Origin of the sequence: Baekduia alba, assembly GCF_028416635.1 — a bacterium.
Taxonomy (GTDB): Bacteria; Actinomycetota; Thermoleophilia; order Solirubrobacterales; family Solirubrobacteraceae; genus Baekduia; species Baekduia alba.
This window is the reverse complement of record NZ_CP114013.1, coordinates 174,067-197,674: the sequence shown is the minus strand read 5'-3', so window position 1 is coordinate 197,674 and position 23,608 is coordinate 174,067. Positions and strand designations below refer to the sequence as shown.

Below are 23,608 nucleotides of genomic sequence, written 5' to 3'. Positions count from 1 at the left end.
TGCGGACGACCGGCGGTCACCCCCGATCAGCGCGCGAGGCGGTCGTGGTGCGCGCCGTCCAGCAGCGCGGCCACATAGGCCGGCAGCCGCGGCAGGCCCATCCGCGCGGCGCGCGTCTCGGCGTCGTAGGTCACCGGCTCGTTGCTGTTGGGATGGACGACGATGCGGTATTGCGGCGCACCGCGGAAGTGCCGGCGGCTCGCCCGTTGCGCGTTGGCCTGGACCTGCGCGAGATGCCGCGGATGCGGGCGCTCGGCCTTCGTCTCGATGGCGATGATCAGGCGCGCCGGCCGGGGCAGGACGAGGGCGTGGTCGAGATCGCCGCGCCGCCCCTGGCGCGTGGTGAGCGGGACGCCGTGGCGCACCTTGACGCCCGATCGCGCGGCGATCTCGTCCAGGACGGCGGCGACCCGCGCCTCCCCCGCGCGCCCGCGCGCCAACCGCTCGCGGCGGGCGCGCCGGCGTCGCAGGCCCGACAGCAGGAAGGTGATCAGGCGGGACTCCGGACGGGTGCGTCTCGTCCTGCGCGGGTTCGTCACCTGGCAGATGTTGGCGGCCGGCGACGCAACGGCATAATGCCGATCGCTGACCGCGTCGATTCGCGGTGGCGATCGGTGCGACCGGTTCACCAAGCGCGACGCGGATCCCAATCGTCAGGGTGAACGTCGGCCGTCTGGAGGGCCCAGGTCAGGCGTTCGAGCAGCTGGTGAGCGATGTGCGGGTCCTTGAGATCCGCCAGCGTGACCCGCTCCTGGAAGATCAGGTCGTCCTCGGGTCGTACCTCGGTGGCGATGATCGCGATGCGGTGCAACGACGGCTCCTCGTGCGCAGATGCCAGTCCGTGGCACCGATCAATCCGTTGCGCTGCACAACTATCAGGTCGAACCGCGCGACCACGCCCGTCGACGTGCCGAGCGGCAGGTTCGGCTTCGGAACCGTTGCACTTTGCGCCGGGTCGCCGTGGATCTTCCACCCAACCGGGCTACGTCGAGATCCCTCAAGCGGTCACGCAGTCGGCGTATCCGCGGGTCAGGTCCCCAAGATGATGTTCATCGCCGCGCCGCGTCGAGCAGCGTCGACGCCGCGGCCCGCGCGTCGGCCGCCGTCTCGGGTCGCCCGAGGACCGCGGCCGTCGCCATCGCGCCGTTGGCCAGGAGCGTGAGCTGGTCGGCGAGCTGTGGTGGGCCGCCCGCGTCGGCGACGAGGGTGCCGAAGAGCGTGCGCCAGTCGCCTTTGTGCTCGCGTACCGCGGCGGCCACGCCCTCGGCGTTCGTGCCGAGCTCGCCGAAGGCGTTGAGGAACTCGCAGCCGCGGTAGCCGGGCTCGGCGAACCACTCCCCGAGCAGGTCGAAGATCGCGAGGATGCGGTCCTGCGGCGTGGGCAGCGCCGCGGTCGCCTGCTCCAGCTCGGCGACGACCTGCGCGCGGCGGCGGCGCAGCGCGGCCTCCACCAGGCGCTCCTTGGTGGGGAAGAGCCGGTAGATGCGCTTGAGCGAGACGCCGGACGCGTCGCGGATCGCGTCCATGCCCACCGCCTGCACGCCGTGGGCGGTGAAGAGCGCGTGCGCGGCGACCAGGACGCGCGTCTCGGCGTCGTCGTCGGTGAGCGGGGCAGCGAGAACCATCGTTCTCTAGTCTAGTGGCCCCCGCCGGAGAACGATGGTTCTCTCGCTCTCACCCTCCCCGCCTGGAGCACGATGCCGCCCCCGACTCTCAAGACCACCGCACCACCGCCGACCCTGAGCCGCGCGCTCATCCTGCTGCTCGCCGTCACGTGCGGCCTGGCCGTCGGCAACGCCTACGCCGCGCAGCCGCTGCTCGCCGACCTCGCCGCGGCGTTCGCGATCGACCCCGCCGCCGCCGGCGCCGTCGTCACCGTCACCCAGCTCGGGCTCGCGACCGGCCTGGTGCTGGTGGTCCCGCTCGGTGACCTGCTCGACCGCCGGCGGCTCATCGTCGCCCAGCTCGGCGCGGGCGCCACGGCGCTCCTGCTGGTCGCCTGCGCCACGAGCCGCCCGGTGCTGCTGGCGGCGATGGCGCTCGTCGGCCTCTCGTCGGTCGTGACGCAGGTCATCGTCGCCCACGTCGCGACGCTCAGCAGCCCTGAGCACCGGGGCCGCGCCGTCGGGACCGTCACGGGCGGCGTCGTCACCGGCATCCTGCTCAGCCGCACCGCCGCCGGCGCCCTCGGCGCGCTGGCCGGCTGGCGGTCGGTCTACCTCGCCTCCGCGCTGACGACCCTCGTCGTCGCCGGCCTGCTGCTGCGCGCTCTGCCCCGCATGCCGCGGCACGAGGCGGCCGCCGCGGCGGGGACGGCCGCCCGCCCGAGCTACCTCGGCCTGCTGCGCTCGACGTTCGCGCTCTTCGCGCGGATGCCGCTGCTCCGCGTCCGCGGCGCACTGGCGCTCCTGGCCTTCGCGGTGTTCAGCACGCTCTGGACGGGCCTCGCACTCGCCCTGGCCGACGGGCCCCACCACCTCAGCAGCGGGGCCATCGGCCTCTTCGGGCTCGCCGGCGCCGCGGGCGCGGTCGCCGCGGTGCGCGCCGGGCGGCTCGCCGATCGCGGTCACGGCCGGGCGACGACCGGCGCAGCGCTGGCGCTCCTGGTCGCGTCGTGGCCGCTGATCGCGCTGCTGGACGCGTCGCTCGTCGCGCTGGCGGCCGGGATCGTCGTGCTCGACCTCGCCGTCCAGGCCGTGCACGTGACGAGCCTGAGCCTGCTGGTGGACGCGGCGCCGCTCGCGCGCAGCCGCGTCACCGCGGCGTACATGGTGTGCTACTCGGCCGGCAGCGCCGGCGGGTCGCTCGCGGCGACCGAGCTCTACGCGACCGCCGGCTGGACGGCCGTGTGCGTGCAGGGCGCGGCGCTCAGCCTCGGCGCCCTCGCGCTGTGGGCGTCGCCACCGCGGCGCGAGCGCGGCGGCGGCGCTTCGCTGACCCCAGGCCTCACCGCAGGCTACGGCCGACGACGACCCGCTGGATCTCGTTGGTGCCTTCGTAGATCTGCGTCAGCTTGGCGTCGCGCATCATCCGCTCGACCGGGTACTCGGTGACGTAGCCGTAGCCCCCGAGGACCTGGACGGCGTCGACGGCGACGGCCATCGCCGTGTCCGAGCAGAAGAGCTTGGCCATGGCGGAGTACTTGCCGAGGTCGCTGTCGCCCGCGTCGGCCTTCGCGGCCGCGCGGTAGAGCAGCTCGCGCGCCGCCGCGGTGCGCGTCTCCATGTCGGCGAGCTTGGACTCGATCGCCTGCAGGCGGTTGATCGGCTTGCCGAAGGCCGTGCGCTCGCGGGCGTAGCCGGCGGCGTAGTCGGTCGCGCCCTGCGCGATGCCGAGCGCCTGCGCGGCGATGCCCAGGCGCGAGTGATCGAGCGTGCGCATCGCGACCTTGAACCCGTCGCCGACCACGCCGATCACCGCGTCGTCGCCGACGCGCACGCCGTCGAGGACCAGCTGGCCCGTCGGCGAGCCGCGCATTCCCATCTTGTGCTCCAGCTTGGCCACCGAGAACCCGGGCGCGTCGGCCTCGACGAGGAAGGCCGTCATGCCGCGGGACGCCGGCGCGTCGGCGTCGGTGATGGCGAACACGACGTAGGCGCCGGCCACGCCGGCGTTCGTGATCCAGTTCTTGGTGCCGTCGATCACCCAGCCGTCGGCGTCGCGCCGCGCGCGCGTGCGCGTCGCGCCGACGTCGCTGCCGGCGTCGGGCTCGCTGAGCGCGAAGGCGGCCAGCCACTCGCCCGACGCGAAGCGCGGCAGGACGCGCTCCTGCAGCGTGGGGGAGCCGTCCAGCCGGATCGGCAGCGTGCCGAGGTCCTGCACCGCGAGCATCAGCCCGCACGTCGCGCAGGCCTTGGAGATCTCCTCGATCACCACGCACAACGTCAGCGCACCAGTGCCCGTCCCGCCGTGCGCCTCGTCGAACGGCAGCGCGAGCAGGTCCTGCTCGGCGAACAGCTGCCGGATGTCCTGCGGGAACGCGGCCTCCGCGTCGATCTCCGCGGCGCGCGGCCGGACCCGCTCCTCGGCGAGCTGCCGTGCCAGGGCGGCGAACTCGCGCTGCTCGTCGGTGAGCGCGTACTGGTTCGGTGCGGCGAGGGCGGGGTTCGGCTGTGACATGGGGATCTCTCCAAGGCAGGGATGCGGACGGTGGCTGTCCGATAGTCGGAAGGGCGACTATTTGAGCGTCCTAGCTTAGCCCGCTGCGAGGTGCTCGTAGAGCGGATGCTTCGCGGCGACCGCGTCGACGCGCGCCGCGAGCGCGGCGCGCCGGTCGTCGAACGCGGGCGTCAGCGCGGCCCCGAGGATCTGGCCGACCTCGGCGAAGTCGTCGACCCGCAGGCCGCGCGTGGCCAGCGCCGGCGTGCCGACGCGCAGGCCGCTGGTCACCATCGGCGGGCGCGGGTCGAACGGGACGGCGTTGCGGTTGACGGTGATCCCGATGGCGTGCAGCCGGTCCTCGGCCTGCTGACCGTCGAGCGCGGAGTCGCGCAGGTCGACGAGCGCGAGGTGCACGTCCGTGCCGCCGGTGAGCAGCTTGATGCCGTGCCCGACGTCCAGCAGCGCGTCGGCGACGGCCCGGGCGCCGTCGATCGTGCGCTGCTGGCGCTCCTTGAAGCGCTCGCTCGCCGCGATCTTCAGGGCGACGGCCTTGCCGGCGACGACGTGCTCGAGCGGGCCGCCCTGCTGGCCGGGGAAGACCGCGGAGTTGATGGCCTTGGCGTGCTCCTCCTTGCCGAGGATCATGCCGCCGCGCGCTCCGCCGAGGGTCTTGTGGATCGTCGTCGTCACCACGTCGGAGTACGGGACCGGGTTGGGGTGCAGGCCCGCGGCGACGAGGCCCGCGAAGTGCGCCATGTCGGTCATCAGGAGCGCGCCGACGTCGTCGGCGATCTGGCGGAAGCGCGCGAAGTCGAGGTGCCGCGGGTAGGCCGACCAGCCGGCGAGGATCAGCTTGGGCCTGCGCTCGTGGGCGATGCGCTCGACGGCGTCCATGTCGATCAGGCTCGTCGCGCGGTCGACCGCGTACGGCGCGATGTCGTAGAGGCGACCCGACACGTTGATCCTCATGCCGTGCGTGAGGTGGCCGCCGTGCGGCAGCGCGAGGCCGAGGATCGTGTCGCCGGGCTTGAGCAGCGCGTGGTAGACGGCGGCGTTGGCCTGCGCGCCGGAGTGCGGCTGGACGTTGGCGTGCTCGGCGCCGAAGAGCGCCTTCGCGCGGTCGATCGCGAGCTGCTCGACGACGTCGATGTGCTCGCAGCCGCCGTAGTAGCGCTTGCCCGGGTAGCCCTCGGCGTACTTGTTCGTCAACACGCTGCCCTGGCATTCCAGGACCGCTTGGGGCACGAAGTTCTCGCTGGCGATCATCTCCAGCGTGCGCTGCTGACGATCGAGCTCCAGGCGCAGGACGTCGGCGACCTCCGGGTCGACCTCCGCCAGCGGGCGGGTGAAGAAGTCGGGGCTCGGCTCGGACATTGGCTGCCTCCTCAACAGACGGGAACGCTCACGGCCAGGCCGCCGCGCGCCGTCTCCTTGTAGTTGTCGTGCATGTCCGCGCCGGTGCGGCGCATGGCGTCGATGGCCTGGTCCAGCGAGACCACGTGCCGGCCGTCGCCACGGAGCGCGAGCTTCGCGGCAGTGATCGCCTTGACCGTGCCGAACGCGTTGCGTTCGATGCACGGCACCTGGACGAGCCCGCCGATCGGGTCGCAGGTCATCCCGAGGTGATGCTCCAGCGCGATCTCGGCGGCGTTGGCCACCTGCGCCGGCGTACCGCCGAGGAGCTCCGCGAGGCCCGCCGCGGCCATGGCGGCCGCCGACCCCACCTCGCCCTGGCAGCCGACCTCCGCGCCGGAGATCGACGCGTTGCGCTTGACCAAGGCCCCGATCGCCGCGGCGACGAGCAGGAAGCGCGGCGCGTCGGATGCCGGCAGGCCCTCGAACGTCGTGGCGTAGCGCAGCGCCGCGGGGATCACGCCCGCCGCGCCGTTGGTCGGCGCGGTGACGACGCGGCCGCCGGCCGCGTTCTCCTCGTTCACCGCCATCGCCCAAAGGCCGGCCCACTCCATGCCGGCGAGGGACCCGGCGACCTGGCGCTCGAGTTGTTGACGCAGCTGCCCGGCGCGACGGCGGACGCGCAGCCCGCCGGCCAGCTCGCCCTCCGCGCGCAGCCCACGTTCGATGCAGTCGTCCATCGCCCCGGCGGTCGCGAGCAGGCGAGCCTCCACGTCGGTCCTGGGGAACCAGCGCTGCTCGTTGGCGGCGGCGACCGCCGCGACGCTTCCGCAGCGCTCGGCGTAGGCGACGAGCTCGGCCGCGGTCGCGTAGGGCAACGCCGGCTCGGCGCGCCCCTTCACGGGCACGCCGTCCTCGGTGATGAACCCGCCCCCGATCGACCGGAACGTCGTGTCGAGCATTCGGTGGCCGGCCGCGTCGGTCGCGACGAAGCGCAGCACGTTCGGATGCCCGGGCGGACCGCCGCGCGCCCGGAGATCCAGCGCGTAGGCGACCGGCCGGTCGCCGAGCTGGACACGACCGTCGACGACGCGAGCGTCGCGGACGACCACGGGTTCGACGGTCTCCGGAAGGTGTCCGGCGAGGCCGGCGACGAGGGCACGATCGGTCCCGTGCCCGCGCGCCGTCAGCGCGAGCGAGCCGTAGACGGCGACGTCGAGCCGGGCGACCGCCGCGCTCGCGAGCCGCGACGCCACCTCGGCCGCCGCGCGCATCGGCGCGACCGTATGGCTGCTCGACGGCCCGACCCCGACGCGGAAGAGATCGAAGGCGCTGACCAGCACGGGCTCAGCCCGCCCGGTCCGCGGGCGACGTCGCCTTGGCCCACACCAGCGCCGCCGCCGCGAGATCGACGAGCGAGGCGCGCAGGTCGTCGCCCTCGCGCGACGCCCGCGCGGCGGCGACCTTGCGGACCGCCAAGGCGAGGCTCTCGGGCGCCGGTCGCGCCTCCTGCTGCGCGCGCAGGTGCGCCAGGTGCAGGAGCACGCCCTCGTCGAGCGCGTGTCCGGCCTGCGCCCGTCGCTGCCCTTGGCGCCGGGGCACGAGGCCGGCCTGCGCGACCGCGTCCGACAGCCGGCCGAAGTGGTTGCGCACGGACTTCGCGCTCGGCCAGTCGCCGTCCCGGTAGCGCGCGATCCGCCACTCCTGCCCGATCTGGCGCGCGCGGTACGGATCCCAGTCGGCCATCGACGGGGGCTCGCCGTACCGCGCATGCCACCGCTGGATCGCGTCGATGATCTCCGAGGCGGTGAAGCGCCCGCGCGGACGGCTCACGCCCTCAGCGGCTGCCAAGGCGCGCCCTCGGTCACCAGCCCAGCTCCCGTCCGCCGGCGATCCCGCCGGGACGGACCAGCAACGTCAGCAGCAGGGTCATCGAGAGGATCACCTGCTGGATGCCCGGGTGCGGCCCGAGCGAGATCGGGCCGAGGTCCTCCCCGGCCTCGACGCGGCGCAGCAGCTCGGCGAGCACCGAGATGAAGACCGTTCCGATGACGGCGCCGCTGAGGCTCCGGATCCCGCCGACGATCAACATCAACAACGTCAGGAGCGTCAGCTGGAGGTAGACGTCGCCCGGGTTCAGCGCCCCGAGGAAATGGGCGTACAGGCCGCCGCCGACGCCGCACACGAAGGCGCTGATGACGAGCGCGAGCGAGCGCTCGCGCCGCACGCGGACGCCCAAGGCCGCGGCGGCCACGGGATCCTCGCGCGACGCGCGCAGCCGGAAGCCCGATCGGCTCAGCTGGTAGGCCAGGGCGACGACGATGGCGCCGATCAGCCAGGGCAGCGCCGAGCCGATCGTGAGGTCGGCCGGGATCCCGACCATGCCCTGCGAGCCGCGCGTGACCCCGTCCCAGTTGCCGATCACCACGTTGACGCTGATGAGCAGCGCGAGCGTGGCGATCCCCGCCGCCATCCCGTCGAGGCGCAGGACCAGGAGCGAGAAGACCACGCCCACCACGAGCGCGAGCAGCCCGGAGATGAGCAGCGCCTCGGGCAGGCCGAGGTTGAGCTTCAGGATCCAACCGGGCAGCGCGGGCAGCAGCGCGTGCTTGAGGTTGGGCGGGATCGTCGTCAGCGCGGTGGCGTACGCCCCCACGGCGACGAACACCACATGGCCGAAGGAGAGCACCCCCGAGTTGCCGACGAAGATGTAGGTGCCCACGGTGATGACGCCCATCACGAGCATCTGCGTCGCGGTCCGTTGCGTCGTCTCCGAGCCGAGCAGGGCCAGGCCGCTGACGGCCAGCACCAGCACCGTGCAGCTGATCGCGGGAGCGCTGCGCTGCAGCGCGAACGCGAGCCGGTTCGTCATACCCGCACCGCCCCGGGCCGACCGGCGATGCCGTGCGGCCGGAAGACGAGGATCACGATGATCCCGAGGTACACCAGGGCGTCCCGGTACGGGGCCACCCCGCTGGGCAGGTACGCCTGGAGCATCACGGTGAGCAGCGCGAGCACGTACGCGCCCAGCGCCGCCGCCCACAGGCGACCCAGCCCACCGAGCACGATGGCCACGAACCCGCTGAGCACGGGGGTCAGGCCCATGCTCGGCGTCAGCGTGCCCGTGCGCGCGACCAGGAAGACCGCGGCGATCGCCGCGAACGCGCCGCTCACGCCGAAGGCGGCGGCGACGACGCGATCCGCGCGGACGCCGAGCGCGCGCGCCATCTTGAAGTCCTCCGCCGCGGCGCGCATCTGGACGCCGAGCGGCGTCGCGCGCAGGAACCACGCGAGCCCCGCCAGCAGCGCCGCGGTGACCCCGATGATCGCGATGTCCAGCTTGCCGACCGACAGGCCGGCGACGTCCACGCTGGCGCCGAGGCTGCCGAGCACGTCGACGCTCTTCGGGTCGGCCCCCTCGAACAGCAGGGCGGCGCCCTGGATGAACAGGCTGAGCGCGAACGACGTCATCAACAACGTCTCCCCGCTGGCCTGACGCACCGAGCGGAACGCGATGCGCTCCATGCCCAGCGCGCAGGCGACGACGATCACGATCACCAGCACGACGCCGAGGGCGAGCGGCAGCGCGTCGAAGGCCAGCAGCGCGTACCCGCCGATCATGATCAGCTCGCCGTGGGCGAAGTTGATCAACCCCATGATGCTGAAGAGCAGGGCGATGCCGAGGGCGATCAAGGCGTACAGGCTGCCGAGGCTGAGGGCGTTGACGAGGTTCTGGGCCATCGTGCTCACCCCATCCCCAGGTGCTTGGCGCGGAACGCCGCGTCGCGCAGCAGCTGCTCGGGCTCGTCGACTCGCTCGATCGTCCCCGCCCGCAGCGAGAAGACATGGTCGGCGAGCCGGACCGCGCGTGAGGCGTTCTGCTCGACGAGCAGGATCGTCCGGCCCTCCTCGCGCAGCGCGGCGAGGCTGGCGAAGAGCCCGTCGAGCACCACCGGCGCCAGCCCGAGCGAGGGCTCGTCGAGGATCAGCAGCTCGGGCGCGGCGACCAGCGCCCGGCCGATGGCCAGCTGCTGGCGCTCGCCCCCGGACAGCACCGCGGCGCGCTCCGAGAGGCGATCCGCCAGCGCGGGGAAGTGGCGGAGCGCCAGCGCCACCTGCTCGGAGGCGTCGACGCCCTTGGCCAGCGCGCAGCCGGCGAGGTTGAGGTTCTCGCCGATCGACAGGCTTCCGAACACCCCGCGCGACTCCGGCACGAACGCGATGCCGGCGCGCGCCCGGCGCTCGGGCGCCCAGCCGGTGATGTCCTCGTCGCGCCAGCGGACCGATCCGCTCCGCGTGCGCACGAGACCTTGGATCGCCTGCAGGATGCTCGACTTGCCGGCCCCGTTCGGCCCGAGGATGGCGACCACGTCGCCCCGTTCGACGGTGAGCGAGACGCCCTTCACGGCGTCGATCGGGCCGTAGGAGACGTGCAGGTCGGAGATCTCCAGGAGCGTCATGCGATCGCCTCGGCACCGAGATAGGCGGACACGACCGCGGGGTCCGTCCGGATCTCGTCCGGGGTGCCCACGCGGAGCGTCACGCCGTGGTCGAGGACGTGTACGCGATGGCACAGGTCGAGGATCATCCGGACGTCGTGCTCGATCACGACGACGCCGCAGTCGAGCTCCGCGTGGATCTGCCGGACGGTCTGCCCCATCGCGGCGCTCTCGTCGTCGTTCAGCCCCGCCGCCGGCTCGTCGAGCAGAAGCACGCGCGGCCGGGCGCACAGCGCTCGCGCCAGGCCGGCCCGCCGCTGCAGGCCGTACGGGAGGTCGCGCGCCGGGACGTCGGCGGCGTCCTCCAGCTCGAGCTGGTCGAGCGCCTCGCGCGCGCGGGCGCGCGCGCCCGCCCGTGAACCGCCGCAGGCGACCAGCGCGACCTCGCAGTTCTCACGCGTGGTCATGTCCGGGAACAGCCGGACGTCCTGGAACGTCCGGCTGATGCCCGCCCGGGCCCGGCGCGGCGGATCCCACCTGGTGATCCGCCGGCCGTCGAGCTCGACCTCGCCCGCGGTCGGGCGCTGAAAGCCCGACAGCACGTTGAGCAGCGTCGTCTTCCCGGCCCCGTTCGGACCGATCAGCCCGAGGATCTCGCCGTGGCCCAGCTCGAGCCCGACGTCGTCCAGCGCGCAGAGACCGGCGAACCGCACGGTGACATGGCTCGTGCAGAGCAGCGGCGGCATCCGCGTCAGCGAACCTCGGTCTTACGCCCGCCGGCGTAGGTGGCGGCCGGGCTGACCTGACCGCCGTGGACGCTCATGATGACCGCCGGACGGTCGGAGACGATGTGCTGCTTCGCGCTGTAGCCCGAGGGGCCGGCGATCGTCTCGTAGGACCCCAGGCCGTCGACCGCCTTGGCCAGCGCGGCGCCGTTGGTGGTCTTCGCGGTCGCGATCGCCTTGGCGAGCTCCTGGATCGTCGCGTAGCCGGTGAGCGCGTAGGACGTGACGGCGGGCTCGCCGAACTTGGCCTTGTAGCGCGCGAAGAACTTGTTGACGTCCGCGCGCGGGTCGTCGCCGTACAGCGAGCCGAACGCGTCGTAGTAGAAGTCCTTCAGGTTCGGGACGCCCTTCAGCCAGTAGCTGCCGTCCATGGCGAGGTGCGACGTCACCGGGATGTCGACGCCCGCGGCGCGCAGCTGACGCAGCGCGGTGGCGGCGCCCGGGTTGTAGCTGCACAGCTCGAGCACGTCGGCGCCCGACTTGCGGAGCTTGGCGATCTGGCCGGCGAACGACGTGTCCTTCTGCTGGATCGTGTCGCTCCCGACGACCTTGGCGCCGGGCAGGGCGCCGAACACCGAGTTGAACGCGGAGCAGGTCTCCTTCGTCTGCGTGATGCTCGAGTCGAGCCAGAGGAACGCCTTGCGGTAGCCCTTGTCATAGGCGAAGTGCGCGACGTTCGTGGCGCCGGCCCCAGCCTTGGTGCCCATCGAGTAGGCGAGCGGCCCGAGCGTCGGCACGTCGAACGACGAGGCGCCCGCGCAGGGCGAGACCGCGACGACGTTCTTGCCGGTGGCCGTGATGGCCGCGGGGCTGCCCAGGTCGAAGTCGCACGTGACGACCATCGCCTTCGCCCCCTGCGACAGCAGGTCGAGGGCCACGGTGGTGCCGAGCGCTCGGTCGGACTTCGTGTCGCCGTATTGCAGCTTCAGCTGGTGGCCGAGGACGCCGCCGCGGGCGTTGATGTCCGCCACGGCGAGCTCGGCGCCGCGGGCCGGCCCGAGGTCGTAGGGCGCCGCGAACCCGGAGCGCGCGATCGCCATGCCGATGGTGATCGGCCCGTCCGGCAGCTTCGCGGACGACGTCGACGACTGGTCGCCGCCACTGCCGCCACTGCTGCCGCTGCTGCTGCCACAGCCGGCCGCGACGGCCGACGAAAGGATCCCCAGCGCCAACAAGAGAACGGTCCTACGCATCTAGCTACTCCCCCAGAGTCGCCCAACAGATTGGAACGGCAACTCTAGGGGCTTAGCATCTCAATAGCAAGTATAAATATCTCAACCTGCTATCACGGACATACGTCCGTCGTTGGACGCGCTCAGTGCGTCTGGGGGAACCCGAGGTCGACCTTCGAGGTGGCCGGGTCGGGCCAGCGCGACGTGACGACCTTGCCTCGCGTGTAGAAGTCCACCGACTCGGTGCCGTAGACGTTGCGGTCGCCGAACGCGCTGTCCTTCCAGCCGCCGAAGCTGTGGTAGGCGACCGGCACCGGGACCGGGACGTTGATCCCGACCATGCCCGCCTGCACCTCGAACTGGAACTGGCGTGCCACGCCGCCGTCGCGCGTGAAGATCGCCGTCCCGTTGCCGTACGGGTGCTCGTTGACCAGCGCGACCGCCGTCTCGTAGCTGTCGACCCGCGTCACGCCGAGCACGGGGCCGAAGATCTCCTCGTCGTACACGGCCATCCCCGGCTGCACGTCGTCGATCAGCGACGGCCGCAGGAAGAACCCGTCCTCCGGATGGTCCTCGCGCCCGTCGACGAGCACGTTCGCGCCCTCGGCGGCCGCGTTCGCCACGTAGGACGCGACCCGGTCGCGATGGGCCTCGGTGATCAGCGGGCCCATCTCCGACGCCGGGTCGGTGCCGTCGCCGACGGTCAGGTCCGCGATCCGCCGCGCGATCGCGTCGACGAGGGGATCGGCCACCTCGCCGACGGCGACGAGCATCGAGATCGCCATGCACCGCTCGCCGGCCGATCCGAAGGCCGCGCTGACCGCGGCATCGGCGGCCATCTCGACGTCGGCGTCCGGCAGCACGATCATGTGGTTCTTGGCGCCGCCGAGCGCTTGGCAGCGCTTGCCGTTCGCCGTCGCCTTCTCGTAGACGTACCGAGCGATCGGCGTCGAGCCGACGAAGCTGACGGCCGCGACGTCCGTGTGCTCGAGCAGCGCGTCCACCGCGACCTTGTCGCCGTGCACGACGTTGAACACGCCGTCGGGGACGCCCGCCTCGCGCAGCAGCTCAGCGGTCAGCAGCGAGGCGGAAGGGTCCTTCTCGGACGGCTTCAGCACGAACGTGTTGCCGCAGGCCAGCGCGACCGGCCACATCCACATGGGCACCAGCGCGGGGAAGTTGAACGGCGTGATGCCCGCCACCACGCCCAGGGGCTGGCGGAGCGAGTACACGTCGATGCCCGAGGAGGCCTGCTCGCTCATGGAGCCCTTGAGCAGCTGCGGGATCCCGCAGCAGAACTCGATCACCTCGAGCCCGCGCGCCACCTCGGCCCGCGCGTCGGAGAGCACCTTGCCGTGCTCGGCGGTCAACAGCGCAGCCAGATCGTCGCGCCGCTCGTCGAAGAGCTGGCGGATCGTGAACATCAGGTTGGCCCGCCGGCCCAGCGACATCGCCCGCCACTCGGGGAACGCCGCCCGCGCCGCCTGGACCGCGCGATCGACCTCCGCCGCGGTCGCGAGGTCGACGGTGCCCGTCTGCTCACCGGTCGCCGGGTTGCGTACGGCGGCGGTGCCGCCCGACGCACTCGCCACGGGGTTGCCTCCGATCCAGTGGTGGATCGGCGTGGGGGTGACGGGCGCCTCGGCCGTCGATGTCATCAGGTGCTCCTTGAGTTCGTGTCTGGGATTCCGGCGGTCATCGGGCCCGCTCTGCGCCGACCACGATGAAGACGATGTGCGTCGACTCGTCGTAGTGCCAACGATGCAGCGCCCCGTTGCAGACGTAGACGTCGCCGAGGCCGAGCGTCACCTTCGTGCCGTCGCCCGCCTCGACCGTCGCCTTCCCCTCGATGACCATCGCCACGTCGATCGTGTCGGTGGAGTGCATCCCGGGGCGCGCGTCGTCGTGCGTGAAGCCCGGCAGGGCCCGGCCCATGTCGGCGACGGCCCCGGCGGTGTCGCCGTGGCCGCGCAGGGCGACGACCCGGAGGCCGCCTGGCCCGGGGTAGGGCGCCGCGGGGTCGTGCTCGACGTCGGCGTGGGGAACCGGCGGGACCTCGTCCCACCCCCACACCGGCCAGCTCGTCATCGAGCCGTCCTCGGTCTCGAACGAAGCGATCTCCTCGACGCGTGTGAACGTCGACGGCTCTCCGGGTTGCGCGCCGAGCACGACGCGACGGACCTTCTCGATCATTGAACTCCTGACGGGGTCGGGGTCTGGCCGAAGTAGAGGTCGCTGAGGTCCGTGCGGGCGAAGAGCTCGGCGGGCTCGCCGTCCGCGAGCAGCCGGCCGCGGTCGAGGAAGAGCAGGCGCTGGCAGAGGGCCTCGACCACCTCGAGGTTGTGCTCGACGACGACGACGGTCTTGCCCAGCGCGGGCAGGCTCGCGACGAGCTCGATGAGCCCCGGCAGCGCGCCGGGGTCGACGCCGGAGGACGGCTCGTCGAGGAGCAGCACCTCGGCGTCGGTCGCCAGGAGACGGGCGAGGCAGACGCGCTTGCGCTGGCCGTAGGAGAGGTCGCCCGCCAGGTCGCCGCGCCGGTGCGCGAGACCGACGTAGTCGAGCCAGTGGAGCGCCTGCTCGGTGTTGCGCCGCTCCTGCCGGCGGGGGATCCAAGGCGCCGCAAGCGCGACGAGCGGGTTCTCGCCGGACTCCCGCGGGACCGCGCTGAGCACGTTGCCCAGGACGCCGAGCCCGTCGAACAGGCGGAGGTTCTGGAACGTCCGGGACATCCCGGCCTGCACGATCCGGTGCGCCGCCCAGCCCGTGATGTCCTGCCCGCGGAGCACGACACGCCCCTGGTCGGAGGCGAGGAAGCCCGTGATGAGGTTGAACGCCGTGGTCTTGCCCGCGCCGTTGGGCCCGACGAGGCCGACGGTCGACTCGCGCTCCACGGCGAAGCTCAGGTCGTCGACGACCGTCGCGCCGCCAAAGCGCTTGGTCAGCGACTCGACACGCAGGATCTCGGTCAGAACAGCCTCCAGAGGTCGGCATGGGCGGCCAGCTCCTCGGCCGGCGCGTCAACGCTGACCTGGCCGGCCTTGAGGACGTACGCGTGGTCGGCGATGGCGAGCGCCGGACGCACGTTCTGCTCCGTGACGACGACGGTCAGCCCGCGCGCCCGGGTGATGTCCTGGATGCTGCCGAGCGTCGAGGTGACGAGCGACGGCGAGAGGCCGATGGACGGCTCGTCGAGGAGCAGCACCCGATGCCCGGGCACGAGCGCCATCGCGATCGCGAGCTGCCGCTGGAGTCCGCCCGACAGGTGCTTGGCGTGGTCCTCGAGCCGATCGGCGAGCTGCGGGAAGGGCTCGAGCGCCTCGTCGATCCGCCGCGCGAGCTCCTCCGGGCGCCGCCGCAGGACGTACCCGCCGAGCAGCAGGTTCTCCCGGATGGTCAACTCGCCGAAGGTCCCGCCGGTCTGCGGCACGAACCCGATGCCCTGGCGACGACCGTTGAGCTCGACGGCCTGGCCGTTGAGGCTCAAGCGGCCTTCGCGCACACCGATCTGCCCGGCGATCGCCTTCAGCAGCGTCGACTTCCCCGCGCCGTTGTGGCCGGCCAGCAGCACGATCTCGCCCTCGCCCACGGACAGCGACACGCCGCGGACGACGGTCAGGTTGCCGTAGCCGACGACGAGCCCCTCGCACTGCACCGCCGTGCTCCCGTTCGTCCGTGGGACGGCGGGCGTGCTGGCGCGCTCCTCCGCGGGGTCGCTGACGGCCCGGCGGCCGATGGCGCGGCCGGCCAGGCCGCGCGGCCGGAGGAAGACGACGGCGATCAGCAGGACGCCGTAGATGGCCTGGCGGGTGTTGCCCGCGAGCCGGTCGTCGACGGGCACGTAGCGCACCGCCTCGCTGAGCACGTTGACGACGATCGCGCCCACGATCGCCCCGCGCACGGTGCCCGCGCCGCCGACCACGACGATGCTGAGGACGAAGACCGACACCAGGACGGCGAAGCTGGTCGGGTCGATGAAGGAGACGTACGAGGCGTAGAGCGCCCCGGCGATCCCGGCCATGCCGCTGGAGATCATGAAGGCCACGACCTTCAGCGCGACGACGTTGCGGCCCGCGGCCGCCGCCGCGACCTCGTCGTCGCGGATCATCTCGAGCGCCCGGCCGAACGGGCTGTGCGTCAGGGCGAGCGTCGCCAGGGTGACGAGCACGGCCGCCCCGATCGTGATCGGCAGGTAGCTCGCCGGATCGGTCGTCGGCGTCAACGGCCCGAGGTCCGGGGCGGGAATGCCGTAGACCCCGCCCGGCCCGCCGGTCAACCCGTCGAGGTTCGTGAGCGCGGCGACGATGAGGGTCTGCAGCCCGAACGAGGCGATGACCAGGTAGTCGCCGCTGATCCGCAGCGAGGGGATGGCGACCACCGCGCCGACCGCCGCCGGCACGAGCACCGCCGCGAGCAGCGTCAGCGGCAGCGGCCAGCCCAGCTTCGTCGTCGTCAGGGCGAAGGCGTACGCCCCGACCCCGTAGAGGGCGCCCGTCGCCATCGAGAACAGCCCGGCGTAGCCGACGAGGAGGTTGAGGGAGAGACCGAGGATCGCGTAGATCGCGGCCAGGTTCCCGACGTGGATCCAGAAGTCCATCGCCTAGAGCTCCGCGCTCGCGAGGCGCTCGCCGAGCAGGCCGCGCGGCCGCGCGACCATGAACACCATCAACACGCCGAAGGCGATCGAGAGCTGCCACTCCGACGACACCTGCCAGATGCCGACGTTCATGATGAGCGCGAGCAGCGCCCCGCCGATAGCGGCGCCGACCAGGCTGCCGATCCCACCGATCAGCACCGCCACCGCGGCCAGGAGCGCGCCGTTGAACGCCATGTCCGCGTTCGCGCCCTGCGTGAGCCCGGCGAGGGCGCCCGCCAGGGCGCCGAGCCCGTTGCCGAGCACCATCGCGACGACGTAGATGCGCGTCACGGGGATGCCGACGAGATCGGCCATCTCGCTGTTGGTGGTCGTCGCGCGCATCGCGCGACCGAACCAGCCCCGGCGCCAGGCGACGAGCGTCGCCGCGACGCAGGCGTAGGAGAGCACGGCGATCCCGATCTCGAGGACCGTGACCCGGACCGGTCCGACCTTGACCACCGACTCGAACGACGTCGTCGCGACCACGGGGTCAGAGCCGACGCAGGCCAGGATCACGGCGGTCCCGGTCGTCAGCGCGCCCAGCGACGCCACGAACGTGACCATCGGCGTGGACCCCCGTGCGCGCAACGGCCGGTAGAGCCCGAACTCGAAGACGGCGCCGAGCGCGCTGCCCGCCAGCATGCTGGCGGGCAGCGCGAGGAGCAGGGGCACGCCCGTCCGCGACGTGAGCAGGCATGTGACGTAGCCGCCGACCGCGTACGCGACCCCGTGGGCGATGTGGAAGGTCCGCGTGGTGTTGAACACGACGGCCCAGCTCACGCCCAGCAGCGCGTAGACGCCGCCGGTCCAGACCCCGATCGCGACGAGCTGCGCGAGCGTGTTCAGGTCACTCATGGCTACGCACCCGGGGCGTTGACGAACTTTCCTCCGTGCAGGGTGCGGATCGTCAACTGCTTGTTGACGATGTCGCCCTTGTCGTCAAAGGCGATCGCGCCGGTGATGCCGGCGTACTTCTGCTCGTGCAGCCAGTCGCGCAACGCGGACCCGCCGCCGACGGCCGTCCCGCCCTGCGCGAGCAGCGTCGCCGCGTCGTAGGCGTTGCCGGCGATGATGTCCGGGTCGCCGCCGTTCTTCTGCTTGAACGCGGTGGCGAACGCCTTGTAGCGATCGGCCTGCGGCCCGTCCGGCGCGGTCTCGACCGACCACACCGCGTCGTCCGCCGCGTGCCCCGCGGCCTTCAGGAACGCGTCGCCCTCGACGTTCGAGACGGTCAGGAAGCGACCCTTGAAGCCCAGCTGGCGCGCCTGCTTCATCGCGGTTGCGATGGCTTCCGGAGCGATGAGGAAGACGAACAGCGCGTCGGGCTTGGCGGCGACGAGCTTGGTCATCTGCGCCTGGTACTCGGTCTGGGTCGCGTCGACGTACTCGGTCCCCGTGACCGAGCCGCCCGCACCCTCGACCGTGCTCGCGATCTCCTTCGCGGCGGCCTTGCCGTCGGCCGCGTTCGGGACGATCATCCCGAGGCTGCGCACCCCGTTCTCGACCGCCCACTTGGTGGTCGCACCGGTCTGCTGCGGCGTCGAGGAGCGGTCACGGAATGTGAAGCCGCCGGCGCTGACGAACTCGGGCGCGGAGACCGAGGCAGCCATCAGCGGGATCTTCGACGCCTTGGCGATGGGAGCGAGGGCGACGCCGATCGTGCTCGCCGTCGGCCCGACGATCGCGTCCGGCTTCTCCTCGATGAGCTTGCGCATCGCGCTCACGCCGCTCTTCGGGTCGCTCTGGTCGTCCTGGACCGAGAGCTTGATCTTGTTCGCGTGCTTGGCGTTCCAGTCCGCGGCCGCCTGCTGCACGCCCTTGACCTGCTGCTCGCCGAAGGGCGCCGCGGGCCCGCTCAGGGACGCGACGACCCCGAGCTCGATGGACTTGCCGCCACCGCCACTGGCGCTGTCGGTGCTCCCGCAGGCGGCGAGCAGCATCGCGGTGGCAGCGAGCCCGGCAAAGGCGGAAGCGCTTCGGGTGGTACGACCTCTCATGTCCCTCTCCCCTCCTCACTCCGGCACGAGCGCCGGATACCGCAAAATTACACCCTGTGAGATATCAATACAAGTCCTAAATATCTTATGCGGCAGGCACCGGGTCCGCGCCCGGCGCTCCGGCCTGCCGATCGCCGCGCAGCGACGCGGTCGCCTCGTCGTCGACCTGCCCGTCGCGGACGACCACGCCGTAGTCGCGGCTCGCGCCCTCGGTCGTGACCTTCCCGGCGAGCACGTCGGCCAGAACGTGCGCGGGGACGCGCAGGAGCGGGTCGCCATAGCCGCCGCCGCCGGCGGTGATGTGCCGGTGCACGTCGCCGGCGCGGATGCGCGTGGTCACCTTGCTCGGCAGGACCTCGCGCTGGCCGTCCGGGTTCAGGATGTTCCAGCACGCGCCGCCCGGCTGGCCGCCGTCGAGCCCGTAGGGGCGGTGCTCGCGACGGTCGGAGCGGATCTGCAGGGACGCGTCGTCGTGCACCAGGAGCAGGTCGCGGACGACGGAGAGCCCGCCGCGCCAGGTGCCCGCGCCGCCGCTGTCGGGCAGGTAGCCGTAGCGCTCGACGCGCAGGATGCCGGTCCGCTCGAGATCCTCGATCGGCGTGTTGGCGAGGTTGCCGGCCAGGGGACTCGCCCCGTCGAGGCCGTCGCCGTTCGGGCGCCCGCCCCAGGCGCCGAAGCAGACGTCCATGAGCACCGACTGCCCGCCGTCGGCGTCGGTCGCGCCGATCGCGACGCCGTTCGGGCCGCCGTCGCCGCACGCCGGGATCTTGTCCGGCAGGACCTCGGCCAGCGCGCCCCAGATGGCATCGACGAGGCGGTAGCCGACCAGGCCGCGGGCGTTGCGTGCCGCGGGGCGGCGGCCGTTGAGGATCGTCCCCTCGGGGATCGTGAAGCGCAGCGGACGGTAGAAGCCGGCGTTGGCGGGGATCTCCCCGCCGAACGCCGCCTGCAGCGCCGCGTAGGCCGCCGACCTCGTGAACGAGGCCGTGGCGTTGAGCGCCGACGGGACCTGCGGCGAGCTGCCGGTGAAGTCGAACGCGACCTCGCTGCCGTCCACCGTCAACGCGACGCGCAGCGGCACGCGGCCGCTTCCGAGCCCGTCGTCGTCGAGGTAGTCCTCGAACGACCAGCAGCCGTCGGGCAGCGCGGTGATCTTGTTGCGCAGCAGCGTCTCGCTGTAGTCGAGCAGCTCGTCGACGAGCGAGCGGAAGCGCTCGGCGCCGTAGCGGCGCACCAGGTCCCGCAGGCCGCTCGCGCCGGTGTGGCACGCCGCGATCTCCGCCTGGACGTCCCCGAGGACCACGTCCGGGATCCGGACGTTGCGGGAGAGGATCGACACGAGCGTCTCGTTGAGGACGCCTTCGCTGACGAGCTTGCAGACGGGGATCTGCAGCCCCTCCTGGAAGACCTCGGTGGAGTCGACCGCGTTGCCGCCGGCGACCCGGCCGCCGATGTCGGCCTGGTGGCCGATCGCGATCGCGAAGCCCTCCAGCCGGCCGTCGACCAGCGCGGGCGTGAAGACGAAGATGTCGGGCAGGTGCGAGCCGCCCTCGTCCGGGTCGTTGAGGGCGAAGACGTCCCCGTCGCGGATGTCGTCCCCGTAGCGCGCGAGGACCGCCTCCATCGCCGCCGGGACGGCGCCCATGTGCAGCGGCGTGCAGTTGCCCTGCGCTACGACCCGGCCCTGGGCGTCGCACAGGGCCGTCGAGAAGTCCATGCTCTCGGCGATGATCTGGGAGTGCGCCGTCCGGATGACGGTGATCGCCATCTCGTTCGCGAGCCCGACGATGGCGTTCTTGAAGACCTCGAAGGTCGCGGGCTCGCGCAGCTGCGGCGTGTCATGGCTCATCGGTTCTCCTCTGCAGGCCAGGTGATGACGATGTTGCGGACCGCGTCCAGGCGGCAGGTGGCGCCAGGAGGCACGACGGTCGTCGAGTCCATGTCCTCCACGATCATGGGCCCATCCAGCGGCGTGTTCGACAGATGCGCTCGTGTTCGGACCGGCGTCTCGACGGTCCCGTGCTCGGCGCCGAAGTAGCAGAGACGGACCTGGGGCTCCCGATCCTCCGCGGAGTCGGGCTGGTCGAACGCGGCGAGCTCGACGGGGTTGGGCGCCGTGCAGCGGACGCGCAGGTTGACCAGCTCGACCAGGGCGTCCGCGGCCCGGCGGCCGTACGTGCGCTCGTGCGCGACGTGGAAGCGCTGACGCAGGTCGTCGAGGACCTCGGCGTCGACGGTGCCCCCGCGTGTGGACACGCGCAGCTCCGACCGCTGGCCGCGATAGCGCAGGTCCGCGATGCGCTCGGTGACGATCTCGTCGGCCGCGTGGCCGTTGGCGAGCAGGACGCCGGTGCCGGTGCGCTGGAGCTCGGCGTAGCGCGCTTCGACGGCCGCGTGGTCGTCCCAGTCACCGCTCCACGGGCTGACCTCCTGGCGCTCGATGTCGGCCACGAGGACGCCGAGGCTGCTGAAGAGCCCGGGGTGCGTCGGGATCAGGACGGTCCCGATCCCCAGCTCGCGGGCGAGCTCTGCGGCGTACAGCGGTCCGGCGCCGCCGAAGCCGACCAGGACCGCGCCGCGCGGGTCGCGCCCGCGTTCGCTCGTCACGGCCTTGACCGCGCCGCGCATGCTGTTGACCGCGATCGCGTACGCGCCGCGGGCCGCGTCGAGCACGTCCAGGCGGGCCGCCTCGGCGAGGTCGCCGAAGACCGCGCGGGCGCGCTCCGGATCGATGGGGACGCGCCCTCCGGCGAGCGCCAGCGGGCTTAGGTAGCCGAGCAGCACGTTCGCGTCGGTGAGCGTCGGCTCGGTCCCGCCACGGGCGTAGCACGCCGGGCCCGGGGTGGAGCCCGCGCTCTGCGGGCCGACGCGGAGCGAGCCGCCCTCGTCACGCCAGACGATGCTGCCGCCGCCGGCGCCGACCTCGGCGATGTCGATGGACGGGACGCGCACCGCGTAGCCGCCACCCTGGCTCAGCCCGCGCTGGGCGTTCATGCCTCCGCCCACCTCGAACTCGGCGGCGGTGAACGGCTCGCCGCCCTCGATGAGCGACGCCTTGGCGGTCGTGCCGCCCATGTCGAAGGCGATCGCGTGCTCGAGCTCGAGCCGCTGGGCGAGCTTGCGCACCGCGATCACGCCGGCGGCCGGCCCCGACTCGATCAGCTGCACCGGGCGATCTCCGGCCATCCCGGCGTCGATGAGGCCGCCGCTGGACTGCATGATGAGGAACGGCGCGTGGACGCCATGCGCGCGCAGGGCGGCGTCGAGGTCTTCGATGTAGCGCCGGACGACGGGACCGACATAGCTGTTGACCACCGCGGTCGACGTCCGCTCGTACTCGCGCATCTCGGGCGAGATGTCGACCGACGCGGTGACGAACCGGTCGGGCAGCGCCTGGCGGACCGCGTCGGCCACGCGGCGCTCCTCGTCGGGGGCGGCGTAGCCGTTGAGGAGGCACACCGCCACCGACTCCGCGTCGGCGCCCTCGATCTCCGCGACGAGCGCGGCGATGCTCTCGGGCGCAGCCGGTTCGAGGATCTCACCGGTCGCGAGGATGCGCTGGTCCAGCTCGAGGCGCCGCTCGCGCGGGACGAGGGGCCGCGGCTTCTCCCAGTCGATGTCGTACAGCTTGGGTCGCCGCAGGCGCCCCAGCTCCAGCACGTCGCGGAAGCCGCGGGTGGTGATGAGCGCGGTGACGGCGCCGCGCGACTCGAGGATGGCGTTCGTGGCGACGGTGGTGCCGTGCAGCACCGCCGCGACCTGCCCGGCGTCGGCGCCGGCGCGCTCGAGGGCGACCTCGATCGCCGCGATGACGCCGTCGCCGAAGTTGGGCGGCGTGGACAGCACCTTCAACGGCGTCACGGATTCGTCGGGCCCGAGCAGGACCACGTCGGTGAACGTGCCGCCGATGTCGACGCCGATGCGCCAGCCGCCGCTGGCCGGACCGGTCACGAGCGGCCTCCGATCGAAGCGCAGGCTCGCCCTAGGCCGCCCACCAGCTCGTCGAGGACCTGGTCGTCGGAGCCGTACACGAGGCGCACGTAGGTCTCGGGCGCGTGCATGTCGCCCCCGCGCACCGCCGCGATGCCCTCCCGCAGCAGCGCGCGCTCGATGGCGGCGGGCGTGTCGCCGAGGCGGGAGGCGTCGACGAGCAGGAAGGCGCCGGCCGCCGGTCTCGCGGTCTCGGCCAGACCGCTCTCCGCGATGCCGTCGCACACGCGGTCGCGCTTGGCCTCGTAGGTCGACAGCGACGCGTCGAGCCAGTCGCGCGGCCCGTCGAGGGCGGCGATCGCGGCGCGCTGGGAGACCACGTTGCACCACGACGCCTCCCACTCGAAGCGCCGCTGGAGCGCGTCGATCACCGACGGCCGCGCCAGGACGTAGCCGACCCGCCAGCTCGAGAGCGCGTAGTACTTGCTGAGGCTCGTGACGGTGATCAGGTGCGGCCAGCGGTCGGCGAGGGCCTCCACCGGCTGGTAGCGACGGCCGTCGTAGGTGAAGTGCTGCCACGAGTCGTCGGAGATGACGAGCAGCCCGTGGCGCTCAGCGAGCTCGACCACCGCCGCGAGGGTCGCGGCGTCCGGGAGGTGGCCCGTCGGGTTGTTGGGGTTGCAGAGGAGGAGGGCGCTGGTGCGCGGCGTCACGGCCGCCTCCAGCGCGGGGAGGTCGAGCGCCCAGTCGTCGCGCTCGTGAGAGGGGACGTAGACCGGCGTCGCGCCGGCGTCGCGGATCGGGCCGTCGAAGAAGAACGTCGGCGCCGGCACCAGGATCTCGTCGCCGGGGGCGAGGACCGTGCGCAGCACGAGCGAGAGACCCTGCATCGCCCCGTGCGTGATCAGCAGGCGGCGCTCGGGATCGACCTGTAGGCCATGCTCGCGCTCCAGCTCCGCGGCGATCGCCGCCCGCAGCTCGGGCAGGCCGCGGCTGTCACGCGGGTCGGGGTCGTCCATCGCCTGCGCGACCGCGAGCCTCACGTGCTCGGGCATCGGCAGGATGGGCGCTCCCACGAGCGGAAGGACCCGTACGCCGTCGCGAGCGCTGCTCGCGGCACGGTCGCGCGTGGCCATCGCGCCCATCCTCGGGAGGTCGCCGGACGTGGGTAGGACCCATGGCTTCGAGGTCGTCG

General features: G+C 72.6%; 22 protein-coding genes. 1 reads left to right on the top strand and 21 read right to left on the bottom strand.

Going from position 1 to position 23,608, the window contains the following annotated elements:
* Nucleotides 1-26 precede the first annotated feature (26 nt).
* The 3 genes from DSM104299_RS00930 to DSM104299_RS00920 all read right to left on the bottom strand — a co-directional run bounded on the left by DSM104299_RS00930 (nt 27) and on the right by DSM104299_RS00920 (nt 1,625).
* Nucleotides 27-539, bottom strand: a complete 513-nt coding sequence (locus DSM104299_RS00930) for a nuclease-related domain-containing protein (RefSeq protein WP_272475405.1) — start codon at nt 537-539, stop codon at nt 27-29.
* 86 nt (nt 540-625) lie between these two features.
* A complete protein-coding gene (locus tag DSM104299_RS00925) occupies nt 626-811 on the bottom strand; it encodes a hypothetical protein (protein ID WP_272475404.1) in 186 nt (61 codons plus the stop codon).
* A 238-nt stretch (nt 812-1,049) separates the two neighbouring features.
* Complete coding sequence (locus DSM104299_RS00920; protein ID WP_272475403.1) at nt 1,050-1,625, bottom strand: TetR/AcrR family transcriptional regulator; 576 nt, start codon at nt 1,623-1,625, stop codon at nt 1,050-1,052.
* Between the two features lie 72 nt (nt 1,626-1,697).
* Here DSM104299_RS00920 and DSM104299_RS00915 point away from each other — a divergent pair, with 72 nt between their 5' ends.
* Nucleotides 1,698-3,053 carry an MFS transporter gene (locus DSM104299_RS00915; protein ID WP_272475402.1) on the top strand — a complete coding sequence of 452 codons (1,356 nt, stop codon included), beginning with the start codon at nt 1,698-1,700 and terminating at the stop codon, nt 3,051-3,053.
* Here DSM104299_RS00915 and DSM104299_RS00910 read toward each other — a convergent pair.
* The 18 genes from DSM104299_RS00910 to DSM104299_RS00825 form a co-directional block, all read right to left on the bottom strand.
* Nucleotides 2,947-4,119, bottom strand: coding sequence for an acyl-CoA dehydrogenase family protein (locus tag DSM104299_RS00910; RefSeq protein ID WP_272475401.1), 1,173 nt, complete (start codon nt 4,117-4,119; stop codon nt 2,947-2,949). The two genes, DSM104299_RS00915 and DSM104299_RS00910, sit on opposite strands and share 107 nt — an antisense overlap.
* Nucleotides 4,120-4,194: 75 nt before the next feature.
* Complete coding sequence (glyA, locus tag DSM104299_RS00905; RefSeq protein ID WP_272475400.1) at nt 4,195-5,475, bottom strand: serine hydroxymethyltransferase; 1,281 nt, start codon at nt 5,473-5,475, stop codon at nt 4,195-4,197.
* An 11-nt stretch (nt 5,476-5,486) separates the two neighbouring features.
* On the bottom strand, nt 5,487-6,797 hold the full coding sequence (locus tag DSM104299_RS00900) for an L-serine ammonia-lyase (RefSeq protein ID WP_272475399.1): 1,311 nt from the start codon (nt 6,795-6,797) through the stop codon (nt 5,487-5,489).
* 4 nt (nt 6,798-6,801) lie between these two features.
* Nucleotides 6,802-7,287, bottom strand: coding sequence for a hypothetical protein (locus DSM104299_RS00895; RefSeq protein WP_272475398.1), 486 nt, complete (start codon nt 7,285-7,287; stop codon nt 6,802-6,804).
* A 31-nt stretch (nt 7,288-7,318) separates the two neighbouring features.
* Entirely contained in the window at nt 7,319-8,326 is a 1,008-nt protein-coding gene (locus tag DSM104299_RS00890; protein ID WP_272475397.1) for a branched-chain amino acid ABC transporter permease, read from the bottom strand.
* Entirely contained in the window at nt 8,323-9,195 is an 873-nt protein-coding gene (locus DSM104299_RS00885; protein ID WP_272478121.1) for a branched-chain amino acid ABC transporter permease, read from the bottom strand. Before DSM104299_RS00885 ends, DSM104299_RS00890 begins: the two co-directional genes overlap by 4 nt.
* Before the next feature lie 5 nt (nt 9,196-9,200).
* Entirely contained in the window at nt 9,201-9,914 is a 714-nt protein-coding gene (locus DSM104299_RS00880) for an ABC transporter ATP-binding protein (protein ID WP_272475396.1), read from the bottom strand.
* A complete protein-coding gene (locus tag DSM104299_RS00875) occupies nt 9,911-10,639 on the bottom strand; it encodes an ABC transporter ATP-binding protein (RefSeq protein ID WP_272475395.1) in 729 nt (242 codons plus the stop codon). The genes DSM104299_RS00880 and DSM104299_RS00875 overlap by 4 nt, the downstream gene beginning before the upstream one ends.
* A gap of 5 nt (nt 10,640-10,644) precedes the next feature.
* The gene (locus DSM104299_RS00870) at nt 10,645-11,871 is read right to left on the bottom strand and encodes an ABC transporter substrate-binding protein (RefSeq protein WP_272475394.1); all 1,227 of its coding nucleotides are present in this window, start codon (nt 11,869-11,871) and stop codon (nt 10,645-10,647) included.
* A 122-nt stretch (nt 11,872-11,993) separates the two neighbouring features.
* Nucleotides 11,994-13,508 carry a CoA-acylating methylmalonate-semialdehyde dehydrogenase gene (locus tag DSM104299_RS00865; RefSeq protein ID WP_272475393.1) on the bottom strand — a complete coding sequence of 505 codons (1,515 nt, stop codon included), beginning with the start codon at nt 13,506-13,508 and terminating at the stop codon, nt 11,994-11,996.
* A 37-nt stretch (nt 13,509-13,545) separates the two neighbouring features.
* Nucleotides 13,546-14,043, bottom strand: coding sequence for a cupin domain-containing protein (locus DSM104299_RS00860; RefSeq protein ID WP_272475392.1), 498 nt, complete (start codon nt 14,041-14,043; stop codon nt 13,546-13,548).
* Nucleotides 14,040-14,756, bottom strand: a complete 717-nt coding sequence (locus DSM104299_RS00855) for an ABC transporter ATP-binding protein (protein WP_272478120.1) — start codon at nt 14,754-14,756, stop codon at nt 14,040-14,042. The genes DSM104299_RS00860 and DSM104299_RS00855 overlap by 4 nt, the downstream gene beginning before the upstream one ends.
* Nucleotides 14,757-14,818: 62 nt before the next feature.
* A complete protein-coding gene (locus DSM104299_RS00850) occupies nt 14,819-16,447 on the bottom strand; it encodes an ABC transporter permease subunit (protein ID WP_272475391.1) in 1,629 nt (542 codons plus the stop codon).
* A gap of 3 nt (nt 16,448-16,450) precedes the next feature.
* On the bottom strand, nt 16,451-17,341 hold the full coding sequence (locus DSM104299_RS00845; RefSeq protein ID WP_272475390.1) for a branched-chain amino acid ABC transporter permease: 891 nt from the start codon (nt 17,339-17,341) through the stop codon (nt 16,451-16,453).
* A 2-nt stretch (nt 17,342-17,343) separates the two neighbouring features.
* Complete coding sequence (locus DSM104299_RS00840) at nt 17,344-18,426, bottom strand: ABC transporter substrate-binding protein (RefSeq protein WP_272475389.1); 1,083 nt, start codon at nt 18,424-18,426, stop codon at nt 17,344-17,346.
* Between the two features lie 142 nt (nt 18,427-18,568).
* Nucleotides 18,569-20,332 (bottom strand): hydantoinase B/oxoprolinase family protein, encoded by a 1,764-nt coding sequence (locus tag DSM104299_RS00835; RefSeq protein ID WP_272475388.1) that lies wholly within the window; start codon nt 20,330-20,332, stop codon nt 18,569-18,571.
* Nucleotides 20,329-22,434, bottom strand: coding sequence for a hydantoinase/oxoprolinase family protein (locus DSM104299_RS00830; protein WP_272475387.1), 2,106 nt, complete (start codon nt 22,432-22,434; stop codon nt 20,329-20,331). Before DSM104299_RS00830 ends, DSM104299_RS00835 begins: the two co-directional genes overlap by 4 nt.
* Complete coding sequence (locus DSM104299_RS00825; protein ID WP_272475386.1) at nt 22,431-23,549, bottom strand: pyridoxal phosphate-dependent aminotransferase; 1,119 nt, start codon at nt 23,547-23,549, stop codon at nt 22,431-22,433. Before DSM104299_RS00825 ends, DSM104299_RS00830 begins: the two co-directional genes overlap by 4 nt.
* Between the last annotated feature and the right edge of the window lie 59 nt (nt 23,550-23,608).